16 protein-coding genes are annotated in these 20,822 nt (G+C 60.0%); 9 read left to right on the forward strand and 7 right to left on the reverse strand.

Annotated features, from left to right (window positions below; all coding sequences use genetic code 11):
• Window positions 1–42 precede the first annotated feature (42 nt).
• From CAG02_RS13145 to CAG02_RS13170, 6 genes are read left to right on the forward strand one after another with little or no spacing between them, the layout of a single operon-like run.
• Window positions 43–417, forward strand: coding sequence for a GtrA family protein (locus tag CAG02_RS13145; RefSeq protein WP_085709438.1), 375 nt, complete (start codon window positions 43–45; stop codon window positions 415–417).
• The gene (locus CAG02_RS13150; RefSeq protein WP_085709439.1) at window positions 414–1,886 is read left to right on the forward strand and encodes a UbiA family prenyltransferase; all 1,473 of its coding nucleotides are present in this window, start codon (window positions 414–416) and stop codon (window positions 1,884–1,886) included. Before CAG02_RS13145 ends, CAG02_RS13150 begins: the two co-directional genes overlap by 4 nt.
• Window positions 1,883–3,199, forward strand: coding sequence for an FAD-binding oxidoreductase (locus CAG02_RS13155; RefSeq protein ID WP_085709440.1), 1,317 nt, complete (start codon window positions 1,883–1,885; stop codon window positions 3,197–3,199). The genes CAG02_RS13150 and CAG02_RS13155 overlap by 4 nt, the downstream gene beginning before the upstream one ends.
• Complete coding sequence (locus CAG02_RS13160) at window positions 3,196–3,936, forward strand: SDR family oxidoreductase (protein WP_085709441.1); 741 nt, start codon at window positions 3,196–3,198, stop codon at window positions 3,934–3,936. Before CAG02_RS13155 ends, CAG02_RS13160 begins: the two co-directional genes overlap by 4 nt.
• Entirely contained in the window at window positions 3,933–4,874 is a 942-nt protein-coding gene (locus CAG02_RS13165) for a lysylphosphatidylglycerol synthase transmembrane domain-containing protein (protein WP_085709442.1), read from the forward strand. The genes CAG02_RS13160 and CAG02_RS13165 overlap by 4 nt, the downstream gene beginning before the upstream one ends.
• A 45-nt stretch (window positions 4,875–4,919) precedes the next feature.
• Complete coding sequence (locus tag CAG02_RS13170) at window positions 4,920–6,323, forward strand: glycosyltransferase family 39 protein (protein WP_170931595.1); 1,404 nt, start codon at window positions 4,920–4,922, stop codon at window positions 6,321–6,323.
• A gap of 74 nt (window positions 6,324–6,397) precedes the next feature.
• Here the strand turns inward: CAG02_RS13170 and CAG02_RS13175 are convergent, their stop codons facing one another.
• A complete protein-coding gene (locus CAG02_RS13175; RefSeq protein ID WP_085709444.1) occupies window positions 6,398–8,017 on the reverse strand; it encodes an FMN-binding glutamate synthase family protein in 1,620 nt (539 codons plus the stop codon).
• 38 nt (window positions 8,018–8,055) lie between these two features.
• Window positions 8,056–8,856, reverse strand: a complete 801-nt coding sequence (locus tag CAG02_RS13180; RefSeq protein ID WP_085709445.1) for a LuxR C-terminal-related transcriptional regulator — start codon at window positions 8,854–8,856, stop codon at window positions 8,056–8,058.
• Between the two features lie 125 nt (window positions 8,857–8,981).
• Between CAG02_RS13180 and CAG02_RS13185 the strand changes: the two genes are divergently transcribed.
• Window positions 8,982–9,803, forward strand: coding sequence for a carbon-nitrogen hydrolase family protein (locus CAG02_RS13185; protein ID WP_085709446.1), 822 nt, complete (start codon window positions 8,982–8,984; stop codon window positions 9,801–9,803).
• Between the two features lie 117 nt (window positions 9,804–9,920).
• Entirely contained in the window at window positions 9,921–11,246 is a 1,326-nt protein-coding gene (locus tag CAG02_RS13190) for an APC family permease (RefSeq protein ID WP_085709447.1), read from the forward strand.
• 2 nt (window positions 11,247–11,248) lie between these two features.
• On the opposite strand, the gene CAG02_RS13195 is transcribed toward CAG02_RS13190, so the two are convergent.
• Genes CAG02_RS13195 through CAG02_RS13215 form a run of 5 tightly spaced genes read right to left on the reverse strand, consistent with a single transcriptional unit; the run spans window position 11,249 to window position 19,173 of the window.
• Window positions 11,249–12,652: an ATP-binding protein gene (locus CAG02_RS13195; RefSeq protein WP_085709448.1), complete on the reverse strand. Its 1,404-nt coding sequence runs from the start codon at window positions 12,650–12,652 to the stop codon at window positions 11,249–11,251.
• Entirely contained in the window at window positions 12,649–14,463 is a 1,815-nt protein-coding gene (locus CAG02_RS13200) for a DAHL domain-containing protein (RefSeq protein ID WP_085709738.1), read from the reverse strand. Before CAG02_RS13200 ends, CAG02_RS13195 begins: the two co-directional genes overlap by 4 nt.
• Complete coding sequence (locus CAG02_RS13205; protein WP_139831878.1) at window positions 14,463–15,386, reverse strand: cytochrome-c peroxidase; 924 nt, start codon at window positions 15,384–15,386, stop codon at window positions 14,463–14,465. Before CAG02_RS13205 ends, CAG02_RS13200 begins: the two co-directional genes overlap by 1 nt.
• 41 nt (window positions 15,387–15,427) lie before the next feature.
• Window positions 15,428–17,302, reverse strand: a complete 1,875-nt coding sequence (locus CAG02_RS13210; protein ID WP_085709450.1) for a bifunctional diguanylate cyclase/phosphodiesterase — start codon at window positions 17,300–17,302, stop codon at window positions 15,428–15,430.
• On the reverse strand, window positions 17,299–19,173 hold the full coding sequence (locus CAG02_RS13215; RefSeq protein WP_085709451.1) for a bifunctional diguanylate cyclase/phosphodiesterase: 1,875 nt from the start codon (window positions 19,171–19,173) through the stop codon (window positions 17,299–17,301). Before CAG02_RS13215 ends, CAG02_RS13210 begins: the two co-directional genes overlap by 4 nt.
• A gap of 248 nt (window positions 19,174–19,421) precedes the next feature.
• On the opposite strand from CAG02_RS13215, the gene CAG02_RS13220 reads away from it, so the two are divergent.
• Window positions 19,422–20,777, forward strand: a complete 1,356-nt coding sequence (locus CAG02_RS13220) for an HD domain-containing phosphohydrolase (protein ID WP_085709452.1) — start codon at window positions 19,422–19,424, stop codon at window positions 20,775–20,777.
• Window positions 20,778–20,822 lie beyond the last annotated feature (45 nt).

A 20,822-nucleotide genomic window follows, 5' to 3' on the forward strand; every position in this document is an offset into this window, starting at 1 on the left:
ACTTGAAACGCTCGACGGTTGCCGCGACAGAAAGGATTGGCGATGAGAATCTTGTGGAAAGGGTTTTCCGCACAAACGGCAATCGGCCTTGCCGGCACGCTGATTCACTGGCAGATCTTTTTCGTATTGACCAGCGCCGTTCAGGCGACTCAGTCGGCGAGTAACTTCGCCGCGTTTTGCATCGCCGCCGCCTTCTCGTTTTACATGAACGCGCTCTACACGTTCGAGACCGGAACGTCTGTGTTGGCGTATCTGGGGTTCATGGGCGTGATGGGTGTTTTGAGTTATGGCACAGGTGTGTTCGGTGATGCGCGGAATTTGCCGGGGCTGGCGATGCTGTCTGTGTTTTCGCTGTTGAATCTGTTGCTGGGGTACTGTTTTTTCCGGTTTGTATTGTTTCGGGGGCGACTGGCATGAATGTATCGCTGCCGGAAGCGTTTTCCTCAAAGCCCCCTCCTTGTGCGCCGACGGGACCTCTTGTCGTCGATCTGGACGGAACGCTTTTGAAGACGGATCTGCTGTTCGAATGTGCAATGGCCTTTGTCCGAAAGGCTCCCTTGTGTTGTTACAAACCTTTGGTCTGGCTCGGTCGGAGTCGGTCATATTTGAAAGAACGCCTGGCGCAGGCAACAACCATTGATGTCGCGACATTGCCTTATAACCCGGATGTCCTCTGGATGATCGAGGCGCAACGCAACAGCGGCCGGAAAATAGTGTTGGCCACGGCCAGTCATCACTCCCTGGCGGCACGCATCGCCGAATATTTGAAGGTGTTCGATGAAGTTTTGGCCACTACCCTCGAGCGCAATCTGTCAGGCAAGCATAAGCGTAATTTGTTGGTGCAGTTGTACGGTGACGGGGGATTCGACTACATCGGCAACTCGTTTGACGATCTGCCGATCTGGCGTTCGGCCAGGCTTGGTTATGTCGTCAATCCATCACCGGGCGTCGAGCATGCTACCCGGAAGTTGGGCAACGTCGTACAGGTAGTTCGCCCGCACGCTGCGAACCTCAGGAGTTGGTACAAAGCTTTTCGCATGCATCAATGGGCGAAGAACACGCTGATTTTTGTCCCTCTGCTGGCCGCGCATCAATTGGCCAATCCGCTGCCGCTGTGGCATGGCGTGCTGGCATTCGTGTTTTTCGGGTTATGTGCATCGGGTGTCTATGTCCTGAACGACCTTCTCGATCTTGCTGAAGATCGCAAACACCCGACCAAACGCAATCGGCCCTTTGCCAGCGGGGCGTTGTCGATCAAGTCCGGGTTGATGGCTTTTCCCTTGCTGTTGCTGGTGTCCTTCACGGGGGCCTGGATATGGCTGCCGTTTCAATTCGTGGGCGTCCTCGCCTGTTATTACGGATTGACATTGATTTATTCGCTGGTGCTGAAGCGGCTGATGGCGCTCGATGTCATTGCCCTGGCCCTTCTGTATACCCTGCGCATCATTGCCGGCGGCGCCGCTTTCGAACTGGAACTGACGGGCTGGATGCTGGCTTTTTCCATGTTTATGTTTTTGAGTCTGGCGCTGGTGAAGCGCTACGCCGAACTGTTGTTGGCGCTGCACAGCGGCAACACCGGGAAAACCGGCGGGCGGGACTACTTTCCCGCCGATCTGGCAATGCTTTCCTCATTGGGCGCTGCATCCGGTTACCTGGCTGTCATGGTGCTGGCACTTTATATCCATGACAGCGCGACCACCGTGCTTTATGCGCACCCCCGTTGGATCTGGCTTGCCTGCCCGGTGCTATTGCTGTGGATTACCCGGATCTGGCTGCTGACCCATCGTGGCCGAATGAATGAAGATCCGGTGGTCTTTGCCTTGCGTGATCGCTTGAGTCTGGCCATGGGCGCGGTGTTTTGTACGATCTTCTGGGTGGCGTCATGAAGGCTTCGCTGACTTCCTGGGGAAACTATCCACATTTCTTGCAGAGCGGCCATCCATGCCGCTGGCAAAGCGAAGTCGGACCGCAGTTGCAACGACTGGTCGCCCTCCATGGTTCGACCTTGCCGTTCGGCAATGGCCGCAGTTATGGCGACAGCTGTCTGGCCGCCAGTGATCATGTGTTGCAGTTACGTACGCTGGATCGCTGGATAGATGCCGACTGGGAGAGCGGCGTCATCTGTGCCGAGGCGGGAGTCACTCTGGGCGAGATCCTGCAACTGTCCATCCCGCGTGGCTGGTTCTTGCAGGTCACACCCGGAACACAGCATGTGACGCTGGGCGGGGCGGTGGCCAATGATGTGCACGGCAAGAATCATCACCGCTGCGGCACGTTTGCCCATTCGGTGGTGAGTTTCGGTTTGCAACGATCCATGGAGCCGCCGATGGTCTGTTGCCCGACGGAAAATCCACAGTGGTTCGCCGCGTCAATCGGAGGTCTGGGGCTGACGGGGGTCATTACCTGGGTAAGCCTGCGCTTGCGTAGAATCCAGTCCAGTCTGATCGATACGCTGCAGGTGCGCTTTGACGGCTTGAAGGATTTTTTTGACTTGTCTGACGAACTGGACAACCGGCACGAATACAGTGTCGCGTGGATCGATTGCCAGGCCAGGGGGCGAGCACGTGGGCGGGGTGTTTACACGGCCGGTAATCATCACGAAACGGGTCCGATTGAGATCGCCTCTGCACATTCGCTGCGTTTACCAATTCGGTTGCCGGTGTCGCTGATCAATCCTGGCACCTTGAAACTGTTCAATCATTGTTACTGGAGTCGACAACCGGCAACCGGGCATTATCGGATGCTCGCATACCGTCCGTTTTTCTATCCCCTGGATCGCATCGAACACTGGAACCGCCTGTACGGGCGTAAGGGGTTCCAGCAATTTCAGTGTGTCCTGCCAAGCGGGGAGGCGCCGGCGGCGCTGGCCGAGCTGCTCAAATCCATTGCTCGCAGCGGTAGCGGTTCCTTTCTCGCAGTCCTTAAGCGCTGCGGCGATATCCCATCGCCGGGGCTTATGTCATTTCCCATGCCGGGTACTTCGCTGGCGCTGGATTTCCCCCAGAGCAGAACCCTGAGCAAAGCACTCCTGCCAAGCCTCGATGCCATCGTCAGGGAAGCGGGTGGACGTTTGTATCCGGCAAAGGACGCCCACATGAGCGGCAGTGATTTTCGCCGGGCCTATCCCGCCTGGAAACAAGTGGAAGCGATGCGCGACCCTGCCTTGATTTCCCGCTTCTGGCAGCGAGTCATTCAATGAAAAAAGTTCTCATCGTGGGGGCCACCTCGGCCATCGCCAGCGAGTGCGCACGACAATGGGCGACTGAAGGAAGCGAGTTCTTTCTGGTCGCCAGGGACGGGCCAAAGCTGCAGCAGACCTGTGCCGATCTGCAGGCACGGGGTGCGCGTGCAGTGACGCCATACTTGATGGACGTCAACGAAATCGCCGGGCACTCGATGATGTTGGAGAACTGTCTGAAGAGATTGCAGACGGTGAATATTTGTCTGATTGCCTTTGGTTCGCTGCCAGATCAACAGGCATGCGAACAAAGCGTCGAGCTGACTTTGGAGGCATTCGTCACCAATGGCTCTTCGGTGATTGCCCTGCTGACGCTGCTGGCCAACCGGATGGCTGTCCAGCGCAGCGGCACGCTGGCGGTCATTTCTTCCGTTGCCGCAGATCGCGGGAGGCCCGGCAACTATGTCTACGGTTCGGCCAAGGCAGCAGTTTCAACATTTTGTGAAGGTTTGCGCGCACGTTTGTTCAAGACGGGCGTGCATGTCATCACGATCAAGCCCGGATTTGTCGATACACCGATGACTCGGGGGTTGAGGTTGCCAGCGATGCTGGTTGCGCAACCGGAAGCCGTCGCCCGACGCATCGTTGCGGGTATAGAGCGCAAGACCTCGGTGCTCTACGTGCCCGGATTCTGGGCGTGGATCATGTGCTTGATAAGGGCGATTCCACAGCCGCTCTTCAAGAGGCTGAATCTATGAGCCAGGTCCTGATGTTTTCCGGGTGGCGTTATCGGGCAATGGTCGGATCGGTAGTCTGTTCCGCGTTCGCCTATATCGCTGTGTCCCTGTGGGGCGGGTGGCCTGACGTAGTCGCAGCAATCCATCAGGTGGGGTGGTGGTCAGGAGCGGAAGTCGTCGGATTGGTCTTGCTCGGCTACGGTCTGCGTTTTTGGCGCTGGCAGGTTTACCTCAAGGCCCTGGGCCATGCGGTGCCCTGGTGGCCCAGTCTGAAAATCTATCTGGCCGGATTCGCCCTGACCACCACCCCTGGCAAGGCTGGCGAGGCGTTGCGTGGGGTTTTGCTCAAGCGTCGGGATGTGCCTTACGTACACAGTTTTGCGGTGTTGTTCAGTGAGCGGCTTTCGGACTTGCTGGCCATGGTGGGGGTGGCGTTGTTCGCTCTGGTTGAGCATCCCGAATGGTTATCCATGATTGTCACCGGTCTTGTGCTGCTGGCCTGCTGCATGCTGCTGGTGTTCCGGCCAGGATTCGTGGGGGCTTTCAGTCAGTGGATTGATTCCCGGCGCAGTTGGATATCCCGTCCACTACTCCATGTTCTCGAGGTGTTGAACTTGTCGCGCATCTGCCAGACCCCTAGTCGTCAGATCGGTACGACGCTGTTGGGCGTCATGGCTTGGAGTCTTGAAGGGCTGGCGTTTTATTGGATTTTGATGGCGATGAAGGTGGACATCACCCTGACATCGGCAGTGTTTATTTATGCCGTTTCCATGTTGGCCGGTGCATTGAGTTTCATGCCCGGAGGGCTGGGCAGTGCCGAAACCGTGATGGTGGCATTGCTGGTTGCCGGGGGGGGATATTTACCGGATGCCATTGCGGCGACGCTGTTGCTGCGATTGACCACACTGTGGCTTGCGGTCGGCCTAGGGGTCGGGATGTTCATGCATATCAAACGATGAATCGTTCAGTCACAGGCATTGATCATGAATGAAAGGAGACGGTTCATGGCTCTTAAGCGCAATGATCCAGTGTCGCGGGAATGGGTTACGCTGCTACTTGTCATTGTGTTTGGAGCGGCATTGAGAGGTCATGGCCTGTTTGATCGAAGTCTTTGGACTGATGAGGTGTTCAGCGTCAGTGTCAGTGACCCGGCTCATAGTTTGAATAGCGTTTTCAAACAGACGGTGGAAGATGTTCACCCTCCGCTCTATCAGATCTTACTGTGGCTTTTTTATAAGGTATTTGGTTATGGCGAGCGGGGGGGGCGGGTCTTCTCGTTGATCTTGAGTGTTGCGTTAATTCCTTCGATGTATTGTTTGGGGAAAACCTTGTTCAATCGCCGGGTCGGCATTGTGGCGGCTTTTTTGAGCGCGGTGAGCTTTATGCCGGTCATAGAGGCAAGGGAGATAAGGTCCTACAGTTTTCTGGTGTTGCTGTCGACCTGGTCACTCCTGATGTTCTTCAAGTTGCGTGAGACGCAAAACGTCAAGACGGTCCTGTTGTATTCGGTAGTTGCGTCAATGCTGGTGAATACCCATTACTTTGGCTTTTTACCGGTGGCGGCCCAATTCGTCCTTTTGATCTATTTTTCGTTTCGGGCAGGCCTTGACCGGCGCCTGATCGCGGCGGGCTGTATCGCTGGCCTGTTGATAGGTCTTTCATTGATTCCGCTGTTTGGGTATTTGCTGATCAATCTTGGAAAAAAAGATACCTGGATAACGAAACCCGTGGACAGCTTCTTTGCAGACATGTTTGTCGTACAGTTTGGCAGTTTGCCGGTAGTGTTGCTTTGTCTGCTTGTGTTGATTCTTGCGTTGACGAAGTTATTCAGGCTGGAGGACAGGAATGATGTTTTGAAGACTTTATTGTTCTGCTGGCTTTTTGGTATGGGGGTGGCCTATGTCCGCTCGATCCTTTTTACCCCCGTCCTCACATTGAAGAATACGATTGTGTTTCTTCCGCTGTCGGTCGTTCTTGTTTCGTATGGGTTCGATTTGGTACGCGATGCTTTTGTCAGGTGGACGATGCTGATGTTCGTTGGTGTCGTATCTGTATCATTTATTCTGAGTGATCCGGATTGTAGCCAGTTCAGGATTGAACAGGATTTGCGATCACCCGTGAAAAAAGCCATGGAGGACAGTAGAAGGTTACCTGTCTATGCCGACTGGGATTATTCCGATTACTTTAAAATCCTGGGTTCGCCTGTTCGTGCAAGACCTGTTGAGGCGTTGGCGTCAGATCTGAAAACAGGTAACACGGCACCCTGTTTTTACGTCATTGATATGGACACGTCAGATGATGACTCAAAACAGCTGGAAGCGATGGTCGTCGAAAAATACGAATATCAACAAAGCTCGATCGCGCTTTTGAAGTCCAAGGGTGTATCGGATTGCGGTCCTGCGCGTTGACGAATGCATGACCTGCCTAGCCAGAGTGCCCCCGGCGCAACGCCTGTAAAGGAGGGGCTGCGCCAGGGTGATTTTCAGGCCGCCACCCCATCCTGCGGCTCAAAACTGTCCGCCCGCGCCATCTGCCACATCCGCGAATAGAACTCGCCGTTCACTTCCCCGGTGAGCAGTTCCCCCGGTTTCAGGAACACATGCAACTGCGAGAACAGTTTGATCTCGGTGGCCGACATGCGCCGTACCAGATGCTTGGCCGACAGTTGCGACGGATGATCGAGGCCGGCGGCGGCGAGCATTTCCGCCAGCGCCTTCAACGTGTTGCGGTGGAAGTTGTAGACCCGTTGGGCCTTGTCCGGCACCACCAGCGCACGCTGGCGCAGGTTGTCCTGGGTGGCGACACCGGTCGGGCATTTGTTGGTGTGGCAGCTTTGCGACTGGATGCAGCCGATGGCGAACATGAAACCGCGCGCCGAGTTGGCCCAGTCGGCGCCGATGGCCAGCACGCTGGCGATGTCGAAGGCGCTGACGATCTTGCCGCTAGCGCCGAGTTTGATCTTGTCGCGCAGGTTCAGGCCCACCAGGGTGTTGTGGACGAACAGCAGGCCTTCGCGCATCGGCACGCCAATGTGGTCGGTGAACTCCACCGGGGCAGCGCCGGTGCCGCCTTCCTTGCCGTCGACCACGATGAAGTCCGGGAGGATGCCGGTTTCCAGCATGGCCTTGGCGATGCCCATGAACTCCCACGGATGGCCGAGGCAGAACTTGAAGCCCACCGGTTTGCCGCCGGACAGTTCGCGCAGTTGCTGGATGAAATGCATCATTTCGATCGGCGTGGAGAACGCACTGTGGCGGGACGGCGAGATGCAGTCTTCGCCCATCAGGATGCCGCGGGTGTCGGCGATTTCCTGGGTGACCTTGTGCTTGGGCAGAATCCCGCCGTGGCCGGGTTTGGCACCCTGGCTCATCTTGATTTCGATCATCCGCACTTGCGGGGTCTGTGCCTGGGCGGCGAAGCGTTCCGGGTCGAAACGGCCGTCGCTGGTGCGGCAGCCGAAGTAGCCGCTGCCCAGCTCCCAGGTCAGGTCGCCGCCGTGTTCGCGGTGATAGGGGCTGATGCTGCCTTCGCCGGTGTCGTGGGCGAAGTTGCCGAGTTTCGCACCCTGGTTCAGCGCGCGGATCGCGTTGGCGCTGAGGGAGCCAAAACTCATGGCCGAGATGTTGAACACCGACGCCGAGTACGGCTGGGTGCATTGCGGGCCGCCAACCGTTACGCGAAAACTGTTCGGATCGCTCAGCGGCGCCGGGCGCATCGAGTGGCCGATGAACTCGAAACCGGATTGATACACGTCAATCAGGGTGCCGAACGGTTTGTCGGCGCTTTCGTTTTTGGCCCGCGAGTACACCAGCGAACGCTGGGCACGGGAGAAGGGCAGGGCGTCGCTATCGGATTCCAGCAGGTACTGGCGGATTTCCGGGCGAATGCCCTCGACCAGATAGCGGATGTTGCCCAGGATCGGGTAGTTGCGGCGCACCGCGTGAGGGCTCTGCATCAGGTCGAACAGACCGAGCAGGCTCAGCACCCCGGTGACGGCGGTGATCGGCCACAGCCAGTCGTGTTCGAGGAAGGGCAGGCTGGCGAGGGTGAAAATCACGCAGACGGCAAAGAAGGCGTAGCGGCTCAGGAGTGACAGGCTCATACGGTTTCCTTGGTTCGGACAGATTTTTTTTGCGGCAGTCAGGCGTTCTGCGCCTGCAGGAAGATCGAAAACAGCTCCGACTGGGACTTGATCCCCAGCTTGCTGTACATGTGTTTCTTATGGACTTTCACGGTTTCAACAGAGATTTCCAGCTTACGGGCGATTTCTTTACTGGAGCAACCGCTGAGCATCAAACGCCCGACATCCAGTTCCCGGGCGGTCAGTTGCGCGCCCTTGAGTTGCTGCACCGACGCTTCAAGCTGTACCCGCCAGTCCGGTTGTGCCGGCGACGGGGCGAGGGCGACGATTTCATTGATTTCGTAGGGCAGGCGCTGGCGCAGCAGGCCGAGCACCCACGGCTGGATCAGCGACAGCAACGCAATCTGCTCGCCACTGAAACGCTGTTTGCTGCCCAGTGACAGGCACAGCGTGCGGTCGCCTTCGAGCTGGCAATTGAACTGGATTTCGTCGGCCACCACATTCAGACGAAAGTATCGCTGGTAATACTCGGTCAGCTCGAAATGCTCCGGCGCGACCTCCGACAGGCGGTACAACCCGGTGCGCGATTGCTCGCGGCAGGCGATGTAGAACGGGTCGAGCAGGTACAACCCGCGCAGATAATCCTGGAACAACTGGTCGGGGCTGCCGTCTTCGCCCGGGCATTCGGCGAACACCTGGGGGTGACGGTCGGCACTGAACAGCAGCGCCACCCAGCTATCGAACGTGACGTACTGGTCGAGCAGGCGCACCAGTTGCGCCCAGAAATTCGGCTTGTCGAGGGCGTCGATCAACTGCCCGACGGCGCGGTGCCAGGTGATGTCGTCAAACGAAACAGTCATGCCTCTACCCCTATCGGGTTACCCCGGCCGCGTAATTCCCTGGCCGGTCGAATGCCGAGCATACTGGCCCACAGACAGCCGCCGGGCAATCTTTCGGCGCCCGGCGCTCATAACAAGGACTCCCCATGAAAGTCGAACTCGCCCAACTGGCGGGCCGTGACAAAGACACGGCGTACAACCTCGAACGCGCCCTGGCAGCGATTGCTGCGTGCCCGGCCGACACGCAACTGATCGTGTTCCCCGAGACCCACCTGATGGGCTTCCCGACCGCCGACACCGTGGCGCAAATCGCCGAGCCGCTGGACGGCCCGACCGTCAGCGCGGTGCAGGCCGCTGCCCGCGAACGCAATGTCGCCGTGGTGATCGGCATGGCCGAAAACGACAATGGCCGCTTCTACAACACCACGCTGCTGATCACCCCCGAAGGCATCGCCCTGAAATATCGCAAGACCCACCTCTGGGCCTCGGATCGCGGTGTTTTCGAGGCCGGTGACCGTTACGCCACGTGCCTGTGGAACGGCGTGCGGGTCGGTCTGCTGATCTGCTACGACATCGAATTCCCGGAGTCGGCCCGTGCCCTGGCGCAACTAGGCGCCGAGTTGCTGATCGTCACCAACGGCAACATGGATCCCTATGGCCCGACCCACCGCACCGCGATCATGGCCCGGGCTCAGGAAAACCAGGCGTTTGCGCTGATGGTCAACCGTGTGGAAGCGGGGGATGACGGGCTGATGTTCGCCGGCGGCAGTGCGCTGGTGGATCCGCTGGGCGCGGTGCTGTTCGAGGCCGGGCGTGAGGAGGGGCGGTTCAGTGTCGAGCTGGATTTCGGTCAGCTGGAGCTGGCGCGCAAGGATTATCGGTATCTGGATGATCAGCGGTTGAGGTTGCCGGGGGAGGTGGTTGAACACGCCTCGGGAGTACGAGAGCTGCTGATTCCTTCGCGCTAAAGAACAAGAGATATCCGATCGTGCCCACCCTCTGCGTGGGAACGATCAGCAACACCCGGAACATTCGCCGAACTCGGCCTCTGCCATAAATCCAATAAAATCCGGAGTAAGTCGCCCATGGCTCGTTTGCAACGCACCCTTTCGCTGGGGTCGGTGGTGCTGTTCGGCATCGCCTACATGACGCCGATCATTGTCCTCGGCACGTTCGGCATCCTCGCCCAATCCACCGCCGGCATGGTGCCCGCCGCGTATCTGGCGGCGCTGGTGGCGATGTTCTTCACCGCCATGAGTTATGGCCGCATGGCTGCCGCGTTCCCGGTGGCCGGCTCGGCCTACAGCTATGTGCGCAAGGCCATCAGCCCGAAACTCGGCTTCATCGCCGGTTGGGCCGTGCTGCTCGATTATCTGTTTCTGCCGATGGCGATCTGGTTGATCGGCGCCGCGTACCTCGCTTCGGCCTTCCCGTCGATCCCGCAATGGATCTGGGTGCTGGCGTTCATCGGCATCACCAGCGCGATCAACATCATCGGCCTGAAGCTCGCCAATGGCATCAACGCCTTGCTGATGCTGGTGCAGTTTCTGGTACTGGTCGCGTTCGTCGCCCTGTGCGTGCATTACGTCGGCGGCGACGCCAGCACGCCGCTGTGGTCGATCAAACCGTTCTTCAATGGCGACATGCAGATGCCGCTGATCATGAGCGGTGCGGCCATTGCCTGCTACTCGTTCCTCGGCTTCGATGCAGTCAGCACCCTCACCGAAGAAACCCGCGATGCACGTCGCACCATCCCTCGGGCGATCATGTTGATCACTCTGATCGGCGGGTTGATTTTCGTCGGCGTGTCGTACTTCGTGCAGATCGCTCATCCGTCGTTTCAGTTCGACAATGTCGACTCGGCGGCCTACGAGATTGCGCGCAACATCGGTGGCGATCTGTTCGTGTCGATCTTCCTCATCGGTCTGATCGTCGGTCAGTTCGCATCGGGTCTGTCGGCGCAGGCCAGCGGTTCGCGGCTGCTGTTTGCGATGGGCCGTGACGGCGTGTTGCCGAAGTCATTTTTTGGCACCTTGCACGAGCGCTTCGGTACGCCGCTCAACAGCATCCTGCTCTGCGCCGTGGTGGCATTGCTGGCGCTGAAACTCGACGTGACCACCTCGACCTCGTTCATCAACTTCGGCGCGTTCCTGGCCTTCAGCCTGGTCAACCTGTCAGTGATTTTTCACTACTGGATCGGTGGCGAGAAAAAAGGCCTGCGCGAGCTGGTGCTGTTTCTGGTGTTCCCGTTCATCGGTCTGGTCGCGGACTTGTGGCTGATGGTCAGCCTCGATCACCTGGCGGTGTATCTGGGCCTGAGCTGGCTGGCGATTGGTGTGGTGTATCTGGCGGTGCTGACCGGCGGTTTCCGTCGCCAGCCACCGGAAATGGATTTCCAGGAAGCGACCTGAGCTCAGGCCGCAGGCCGGGTCTGGCGCAATGGCAGTTTCACGCGAAATGTGGTGCCAACGCCCTGGGTGCTGCTGACTGAAATATCCCCGCCGTGTTTCTTCACGATGCCATAGGACAGGGACAGGCCCAGCCCTGTCCCTTGGCCTACGGGTTTGGTGGTGAAAAACGGGTCGAAGATTTTCTGCAGGGTTTCGGGGGCAATGCCCGAGCCGGTGTCGGCCACTTCGATGATCGCCGACTCGCCCTGCACCGCAGTGCGCAGGGTGATGGTGCCGCGCTCGGCACCCATGGCCTGCGCCGCGTTGATCACCAGGTTCATGATGACCTGATTGATCTGCGAGGGCAGGCATTCGATCTCCGGGATGTCCTGGTATTCCTTGACCACATCGGCCTTGTACTTGAGTTCGCTGGCGACGATGTTCAGGGTCGACTCGATGCCCTGCTGCAGGTTCGCCCACTGCCATTGCTGCTGGGTGTCGACCCGGGAAAAGTCCTTGAGGTCCTTGACGATCTGCCCGACCCGGCCGATGCCTTCCTTGGACTCGCGGATCAGCACCGGAATGTCCTCCAGCAGAAAATCCACTTCGAGGTGCTCGCGCAGTTGTTGCAACTGCGCGGCAGGCTCGGCCGCCAGGGTCTGCCCGGCGACGTGATAGGCGCCGAGCATGGCCAGCAACTGTTGGAAGTAGCCGTCGAGGGTGCCGAGGTTGGAAGAAATGAAGCCGATCGGGTTGTTGATTTCATGGGCGACTCCGGCGGCCAGTTGCCCCAGCGAGGCGAGTTTTTCCGACTGCACCAACTGGCCTTCCAGTTGCTTGCGCTCATCGATCTCTCGCTGCAACGCTTCGCTGGCCTGCTTGAACTGGGCGGTGCGCTGGTCCACCAGATGTTCCAGGTGATGCATCTGCAATGAGGCGCGCTCGGTCATCTGCCATTTGGTCAGCAGGGTGTTGGCCATTTGCTGGACTTCGATGTTGTCGAACGGCTTTTTCAGGATCAGCAGCCGGTCATGGGCGTGCAGGCGATCCAGCAGTTCATCCCAGGAATAATCGGAATACGCGGTGCAGACCACCACCTGCAATTGCGGATCCTGCAGCCACAACTGCTCGATGGTTTTCGCTCCGTCCCAACCGTCGGGCATGCGCATGTCGACAAAGGCCAGGGCGTAGGGGCATTGCTCCTGCAGGGCCAGGTTGAGTTTGGCCAGGCCTTCCTCGCCGCCATACGCCGAGTCCAGTTCGAACATCGCCCGCCGGGGCTTGGCGGGGGCGCCGAAGAGGGCCGCCTCCATCTCGTCCAGTTCCGCGGACTGCGCCCGGTTCGGGGTGAGGATCTTGCGAAAGTCTTCGTGGATCGACGGCATGTCATCGATCAGCAGGATGCGGCGGTTCGACAGTTCGCTCATGCGTTCTCCGTTACCGTGATCAGCGGGATCTGCAAGGTGAATAGCGCACCCAGCCCCGGCCCGTCGCTGTGGGCGGTGAGATGGCCGTTCATCTCGATGGCCGCGAGGGCGCAACTGTGCAGGCCAAAGCCGTGGCCATCCTTGCGGGTGGTGAAGCCGTGGGCAAAGATCCGCGTCATGTTTTCCGGGGCGATGCCCTCGCCATCGTCCCGGACGCTGATCTCCAGAAAGCCTTCATCGACGATCTTCACGCCCAGGGTCATGGTCCGCGGGCGGTTGCTGAGGTCGGACATCGCGTACTTGGCGTTGCTGATCAGATTGATCAGGATCAGCAGCAGACGGTGCTTGTCGCCCATCACCTGGGGCACGTCGCCGTAATCCTTGACCACCGTGACGTGATGCCGGGTCAGCGCGCCGGCGTTCATGCGCAGGGCGTCTTCGAGCAGTTCGTTGATGTACAGCGGCTCGGTCAGGCTGTTGGCCCCGGCATAGGATTGCTGGGTGGCGACGATGTCCTTGATGTGATCGACGCTCTTGTTCATCTGCGCCAGTTCGTCGGCCATTTCCTGCTGTTCCTGGGCGATGGCGCCCACCAGTTGGTTGAGGTAGCCCGGCAGCAGCTTGCCCTTGGCATCCTCGGTCAGGAACGGCCCGAGGTCGTCCGGGTGTTCGTTGATCAACTGCATCGCCTTGCCCAGCCCCAAGGCTTTGCTGCTGCGCAGTTTTCGCGAGATCAGGTCGGAGGAAATGTTCACGCTGTTGAGCACGTTGCCGACGTTGTGCAACACGTTGGTGGCGATTTCCGCCATGCCGGCCTGGCGCGCGGCATCGAGCAATTCGCTCTGCACGTTCTTCAGTTCGCGAGTGCGCTCGTCGACCCGTTGCTCGAGCACATCGTTGGCGGTTTGCAGGGCCGCGTTGACCCGGTTGATTTCAGCAAAACTGCGGATCAGGCGGATGGCCAGCCACAGCAGCGACAACATCAGCAGGACGGAAAACAGCAGCAGGTAGAAATGGTATTTCTGGTCGGTGCGTTCGGCCTGTTGCTGATCCAGGTCGAGCATGTTGGTGATGGTGTCCAGGCGCTCGGCCACGGGGATCGACTCAATCTGATCGAGCAGGCGGTTGACGATCGGTTGCTCGCGCAGGATCAGCGCAATGTGATTGCTCAGGATCCTGATCGGAGTCTGAAAATCCGCCGGCAGACGTTGCGCGTTCACCGCCAGTTTGTTCAGGCCCACCTCGATGTCGGAGGCTTTGTCATCAGAGGCGACCTGGGCGAACTCCAGTGCGCTGAGCAACAGGTCATAGGTGTCGGTGACGATGTTCTGCAATTGAATCTTGTCGAGGTCGGACAGATTGGCCAGTTGCGCCTGAATGTCATCTTCGGCGCTGGGCAGAAACGCCAGGGAGTTGCGCAGCAACGCGTTGTGCGACTTGAACTGCTCCACCAGACGGGTCTTTTCCTGCATGGCGTCCAGGTAGCGTTCGTGGGCATGGTCCCATTGTGTGGATTCGCCGCGTCCATGCCCGGATTCCATGGATTCGAAACGTGCCCACAGGCGATTCATCTCGTTCATCGGCGAGACCAGCGGGTCGTAATTGTGGGTGATCGCCACCCGGGCCTTGAGGACTTCACTTTCCCACTGCGAATCCTGTTGCTTGATCTGACGGATCAGGTCCCGGGATTCGGTGTAGGTGGTGGTCTGCTCGGAACTGGACTTGAGGTACAGAAACACCAGGACCGAGGCCAGCAATACGGCCAGGAGGCTGAGCAACAGCAGGCTGAGCCGCCCCGAGACGGTTTTCATCATGACTGACCCTCCCAGTGTCCGGTCAGGGTCTTGAGAAACTCGATGATCAGCGCCTTGTCTTCCTCGCTCGGCATGCGCCCCAACTGATACTGGAACATCACGTCCACCGCCCGTTCGAGAGTGGGCGCCGAACCGTCGTGGAAGTACGGAGCGGTCAGCGCGACGTTGCGCAGGCTCGGCACCTTGAACACGGCCCGATCGTTTTCGTCACCGGTGACGTTGAACCGGCCCTGGTCCGCCAGCGTCGGGTTGCCGCGATCGGCGATGTAGTCACCGAACACTCCGAACTTCTGGTACATGTTGCCGCCGATGTTTACGCCTTGATGGCAGGCAATGCAGCCGTAGTCCTTGAAGCGCTGATAGCCGTATTTCTCATCGAGGGTCAGGATCTCGGTGTTGCCGAGCAGGTACTGATCGAAGCGAGAGCCGGGTGTCAGCAACGTGCGTTCGTAGCTCGTCAGGGCGTTCTGGATATTGGCTTGCGTCACGGCATCCGGGTAGGCGGCACTGAAAGACTGGCGATAGCCGGAATCGTCGGCAATCCGCTGCACGACAGTGTTCCAGTCGCTGCCCATTTCGTGGGGGCTGGTGATGACGCCGCTGGTCTGCTCTTCCAGCGTTTCCACGCGCCCGTCCCAGAACTGGCGGAAATTGAGGCTGGCGTTGAGCACGGTCGGGGTGTTGACCGCCACCGGCTGGCCATCGAAGCCCAGGGAAAGGGACCGGCTGTCAGCGCCGTTCTTGTCCAGTTGATGGCAGCTGGCGCAGGACAGGGTGTTGTTGGCCGATAACCGTGGATCGAGAAAAAGCCGGCGGCCCAGCTCGACGCGTTTCGGATCCTGTTTCGGAATGTCGGGCAGCGGTTTCAGCGGCTCGTCCAGCGGCGCGGCAACAATTTCGACGCAGGGCGCGAAAAGCATCAGGAACAAAACACTGCGCGACAGGCCTGTCGTCGGCGTGTTCATGCAACGCTCCAGGGACCAGGCACCCCGGCCACCAGCAGGCGGGCGAAGGCGTCTGCCGGCAGGGCTTTGCTGAAATGGAAACCCTGGCCCTCCTCGCAGTCGTGGGCCCTGAGAAAGGCCAGTTGTTGTGCAGTCTCCACGCCTTCGGCGATGACGTTCAGGTTCAGGCTCTTGCCCAGGCTGATGATCGCACCGACCAGCGCGGCATCGCTGCTGTCATGGCTCAGGCCGCGAATGAACGACTGATCGATCTTCAGCACATCGATGGGGAACCGCCGCAGGTAACTCAGGCTGGAATAGCCGGTGCCGAAGTCATCGATGGCCAGTCTGACGCCCAGGGCCTTTAGCCGGTTCAACGCGCTCATGGTCGCGTCGACGTTCTGCATCAGTACGCCTTCGGTGATCTCCAGCTCCAGCAGGGCGGGATCCAGCCCGGTCTCTTTGAGCACCTGTTCGATGCCCTCGACAAACAGGCGCTGACGAAAGTCGATGGCCGAGGTGTTGACCGACATGCGGATCGGCGGCAACCCGGCTTTTTGCCAGTCCCGCGTCTGACGGCACGCCTCACCCAGCACCCATTTGCTCAGCGGCACGATCAGGCCGCTGTCTTCGGCCACGGGGATGAACTCCGATGGATACACCCAGCCATGCCCCGGTTTCTGCCAGCGTACCAGTGCCTCGGCGCCCACCACCCGGCCGCTGCCCAGATCGATTTTCGGCTGGTAGTGCAGGACGAATTCGTGCCGTTGCAGGGCCAGGCGAATGCCCGACTCGATGCCGTGCTGTTCCCGGGCGCGCTGGTTCATGGCCTCGATGAAGAAACCGATCTCGTTCGGACCGCTTTCCTTGGCATTGCGCATGGCCGTCTCGGCTTTTTTGATCAGGTCGATGGCTTCCAGCCCGTCGTCCGGATAAAGGCTGATGCCCACGCTGGCGGTGACACTGACGTCATGACCGACAATCGTCTGAGGCTCACGGATGGCCGCCAGCAGTTTTTCGGCGATGCTGCGGGTCTGCTGCGGGTGATTGATGTCGCTGAGCATCACCACGAACTCGTCGGAGCCATAGCGAAACACCGAGTCCGATTCGCGCACGCAGGCCAGCAGTTGCTGGCCGACCCGTTTGAGCATCTCGTCGCCCGCCGGATGGCCCAGGGCATTGTTGATGCGCTTGAAGCGATCCAGGCCGAGAAACATCACCACCAGTTGTTTGTCATGGCGCCGGCAAGCGGCCAGTGACTGCGTCAGACGGTCACCGAGCAAGGTGCTGTTGGGCAGGCCCGTGAGGCTGTCGTACTGCAACAGGCGCGAGACTTTGAGCAGCTCATGCACCCGGGCTTCGACGGTCTGCTCGAGGCTGAGCAACTTCAGCGCCGCGTCCTGGGCCAGTTGCCATTTCCAGGTCAGGGCATTGGCCATCTGACGGATTTCCAGGGTGTCGAACGGCTTTTTCAGGATCAGCAACTGATCGCCGAATTCCAGCCGTTCGGCCATGGCTTCCCAGCTGTAGTCGGAGTAGGCGGTGCACAAGGCGATTTGCAGGTTCGGATCGACCTCCCACAGTTTTTCGATGGTCTCCAGGCCGTCCCAACCGGGCGGCATCCGCATGTCGGTGAAGGCGAGGGCATAGGGGCGACCTTCGTCCAGCGCGTGTTGCACCAGTTTCAACGCTTCCTGGCCCTGATAGGCGGAATCGAGCTGAAAGGTCAGGTGCGGCGACTGGCGGGTGCCGAACAGCGTCTGTTCAAGACCACTCAGATCCGCTTCAGCCGCCGTCTCGGGGGCGAGGATCTTGCGGAAATCGGCATGGATCGCCGGCGTATCGTCGACGATCAGAATGCGCCGGTTGGTCTGGGGGAAAGGCGTTTTCATCCTTCATCCTCCCTGGGCAGCGGAGTGGCCGCGCTGGCGTCCTTCAGCAGTCGGGCGGCCTGTTCCGGGCTGACCGCCGCGCTCAGGCAAAAGCCCTGCACGTTTTTCAACGGTGCGCCGGGTACGAGGGCGGCGTCCTGAGCGTCCGGCCGGACGCCCTCGGCGCTGATGTCGATGGCCAGGTCCCGGGCGAAATTGACGATCGCCCGCAGCCGGTTGGCGCCGTCTTCATCCCGGGCCGCATTGTCGATCAGGGACTGGGCGAGTTTGAGGTGATTGACCCGGTAGGTTTTCAGGTAATCGAACGATGAGTATTCGGTGCCGAAATCATCGATGGCGATGGTCACGCCCAGCTCGCGCAGGCGCGGCAACGCATCATTGTGGGTCCATTGGGTCTGGGCCAGGGTGGCTTCGGTGACATCGAAGCGCAGGTCCCATGGCGCCAGCTCCCAGCGCGCCGTGGTGCGCAACACGTCGTAGATGAGTTCGGGGCCGGACTTGAGCTGCGCCAGGGAAATCTTGATCGCCATCACCGGAGGCGCCACCCCGTCGTTTTGCCACCGGTGCATCTGCCAGCAGGCCTGATCCAGAATCCAGCGCCCGAGAGGAATGATTGCGCCGGTCTTTTCCGCCGCCGGAACGAAGGCTGACGCCGGCAGCAGGCCAAGCCTGGGGTGTTGCCAGCTGACCTGCGCGGCCATGCCGAGAATCCTGCCGCTGTGCAGGTCCACTTCCGGCATGTAATCGAGCTTCAGTCCTCCCTGGGTGAGGGCCGTGGTCAACTCCTCGGCAAGGACCATGCGCTCGGCCACCTCCCGAGTGATGTCCTCCGAGTGGAAGTGAAACTGATCGCGTCCGGACTCCTTGGCGCGGTACAGCGCCATGTCGGCTTGCCCCAACAGGCTGTCGGCATCGAAGCTGACGGGCGCATAGCTGCTGATGCCGATGCTGGCCGAAATGCGCACGGCATTGCCGCCCAGTTGGAAGGGCGCCTGCAGTGTTTCAAGGATTTTGCTGGCCATGGCGGCGGACTGTGTCGGTTCGCTGACGTCCAGTTGCAGGATCGCGAACTCATCGCCGCCCAGACGCGCCACCACGTCGTTCTCCCGGACCACGGCCTTGATCCGTTGTGCCACTTGCTGCAAAAGCAGGTCGCCGACCGGATGACCGAGGGTGTCATTGACCCGTTTGAAGTGATCCAGGTCCAGGTAAAACACCGAGAATGGCGCCGCCCCCCGGCGCGCGGCAGCGAAGGCCTGGTGCAGACGCTCGATCAGCGTGGCGCGGTTGGCCAGCCCGGTGAGGCCGTCCGTGCGGGCCAGCAGGGTCACTTTTTGTTCCAGCTGATTCATTTTCAGCGCGGCGTCTTCGGTCATTTGCCATTTGACCGTCAGGGCGCTGGCCATCTGGCGGATTTCGATCGCATCGAAGGGTTTTTTCAGGATCAGCAGGCGATCATTCAGCGGCAACCGCTGATCGATCTCTTCCCAGGAATAATCGGAATAAGCGGTGCACAGGGCCACTTGCAGCTTGGGATCGACCTGCCAGAGCCGCTCGATGGTTTCCAGGCCGTCCCAGCCCGGCGGCATGCGCATGTCGATGAAGGCCATGGCGTAAGGGCGACCGGCGGCCAGCGCGGCTTCGACCTTGTCCAGCGCTTCGCGCCCCTGGAAGGCCGAATCCAGTTCGAAAATTTCGTTCTGTGTGGCAGGCGCGGCGGACGGGGTGCCGAACAGCAGGCTTTCGGTTTCGCCCAGACGATTGTCTTCAATCGCGGATGACTTGAGGATTTTCGCGAAATCGTCGTGGATCGATGCCGTATCGTCGACGATCAGCACACGGCGATTGATGGGACCAGGTGGCGCACTCATGGCGCCCTGCCCGCAAGTTCACGCACGATCGTCATCGGGAGCATCCTTTTCCCCTCATCACAGGCCTGCGCGCAGGCGGATGGTGTCGTCCAGCGACTTGAGCATAGTTGCCCTGTGGGTACTTCGCCTTACCCGATGGCTTGCGCGGTCCCGGCGCAAAAATCATCTAGCCTGTCACTCAGGCGCGGGCAAGGGAGGAGGTCTGTCGACACGCCTGCCACGTCCATCGTCATTCGCGAGGCCTCGCCATGGAAGAGCAATCCGCCCCGACTCCGGCCCATCGGCCTGCCGTGTTGCTGGTCGATGACGAGGAGTCGATCCTCAACAGCCTGCGCCGCCTGCTGCGGGGCCAGCCCTATGAGGTGTTGCTCGCCAGCAGCGGTGCCCAGGCGCTGGAAATGCTGGCGCAACGTCCGGTCGATCTGGTGATGAGTGACGCGCGGATGCCCAATATGGACGGCGCCACGCTGCTGGCCAGCGTTCGTCAGCTGTATCCGGCGACCACGCGGATCATGTTGACGGGCTATGCCGACCCTTCGGCGATCATCAAGGCCATCAACGAGGGCCAGATCGACCGTTACATCAGCAAACCCTGGAACGACGAGGAGATGCTGCTGATCCTGCGCCAGGCCCTGGAACATCAGCATCTGGCCCGTGAGCGCGAGCGTCTGGAGCAACTGACCCGGGTGCAGAACGATCAGTTGAAGTTGCTCAACAGCACCCTGGAAAAACATGTCAGCGCCCGTACCGCCGAGTTGCAGCAGACCGCCGACATGCTCGATCTGGCCTACGAGGAGCTCAAGCACAGCTATGTGACCGGCACCGAAGTGTTCTCGCTGCTGGCCAACCTGCGCCTGCCGCCGGCCAAGCAGACCAACCGGCAGATCATCGAACTGGTGCGCGGCTACTGCAAGGTGCATCGGCTGGACGAAGCCGCCAGCCGCGACCTGACCATGGCCGCCGCGCTGTACAACATCGGCAAGCTGAGCTGGACCGACAGCATGATGACCACCCCTTCGGACCTGTTGCACAGCACTGACCGCGACCGCTATCGGGGTTATCCGAAACAGAGCGAGTCACTGCTGATGACCCTGGACCCGATGAAGGATGCCGCACGGCTGATCCTGCACCATCAGGAACACTGGGACGGCAGCGGTTTCCCCGACCGGCTCAAGGGCGAGGCCATTCCCCTGGGCTCGCGGCTGTTGAAACTGGCGGTGGATTTCGTCGAGTTGCAGCGCGGGTTGATTCTCGAACGGCAGATGAACAGCGACGAGGCGTTGCTGTACCTGCGCCAGTACGCCGGCAGGCTTTACGATCCCGAGTTGATCGAGGATTTCATCAAGGTCTGCGCGATGGTCAGCGACATCACCCTGACCGATCCGAGCGTCAAGGTGCTGGGCACCCGGGAGCTGGCGGCGGGGATGATCCTGGCGCGCAACCTCAATGCCGACAACGGCATGCTGCTGCTCAATGCCGGCAAGGTGCTGAGTGCGCTGCTGGTGGACAAACTGATCAGTTTCGAAGCCATGGAGGGGGCCAAATACAAGGTGTTCGTGAAAGTGCCGGAGGAGGGCGAGGCGGCGCTGCTGGCCGGTCCTTGAGGCCGCACGAGGTGACGCTGGCGCCGCCGGCATGGGATCCTTGCG

Source organism: Pseudomonas sp. R43(2017) (assembly GCF_002112345.1).
Taxonomy (GTDB): Bacteria; Pseudomonadota; Gammaproteobacteria; order Pseudomonadales; family Pseudomonadaceae; genus Aquipseudomonas; species Aquipseudomonas kribbensis.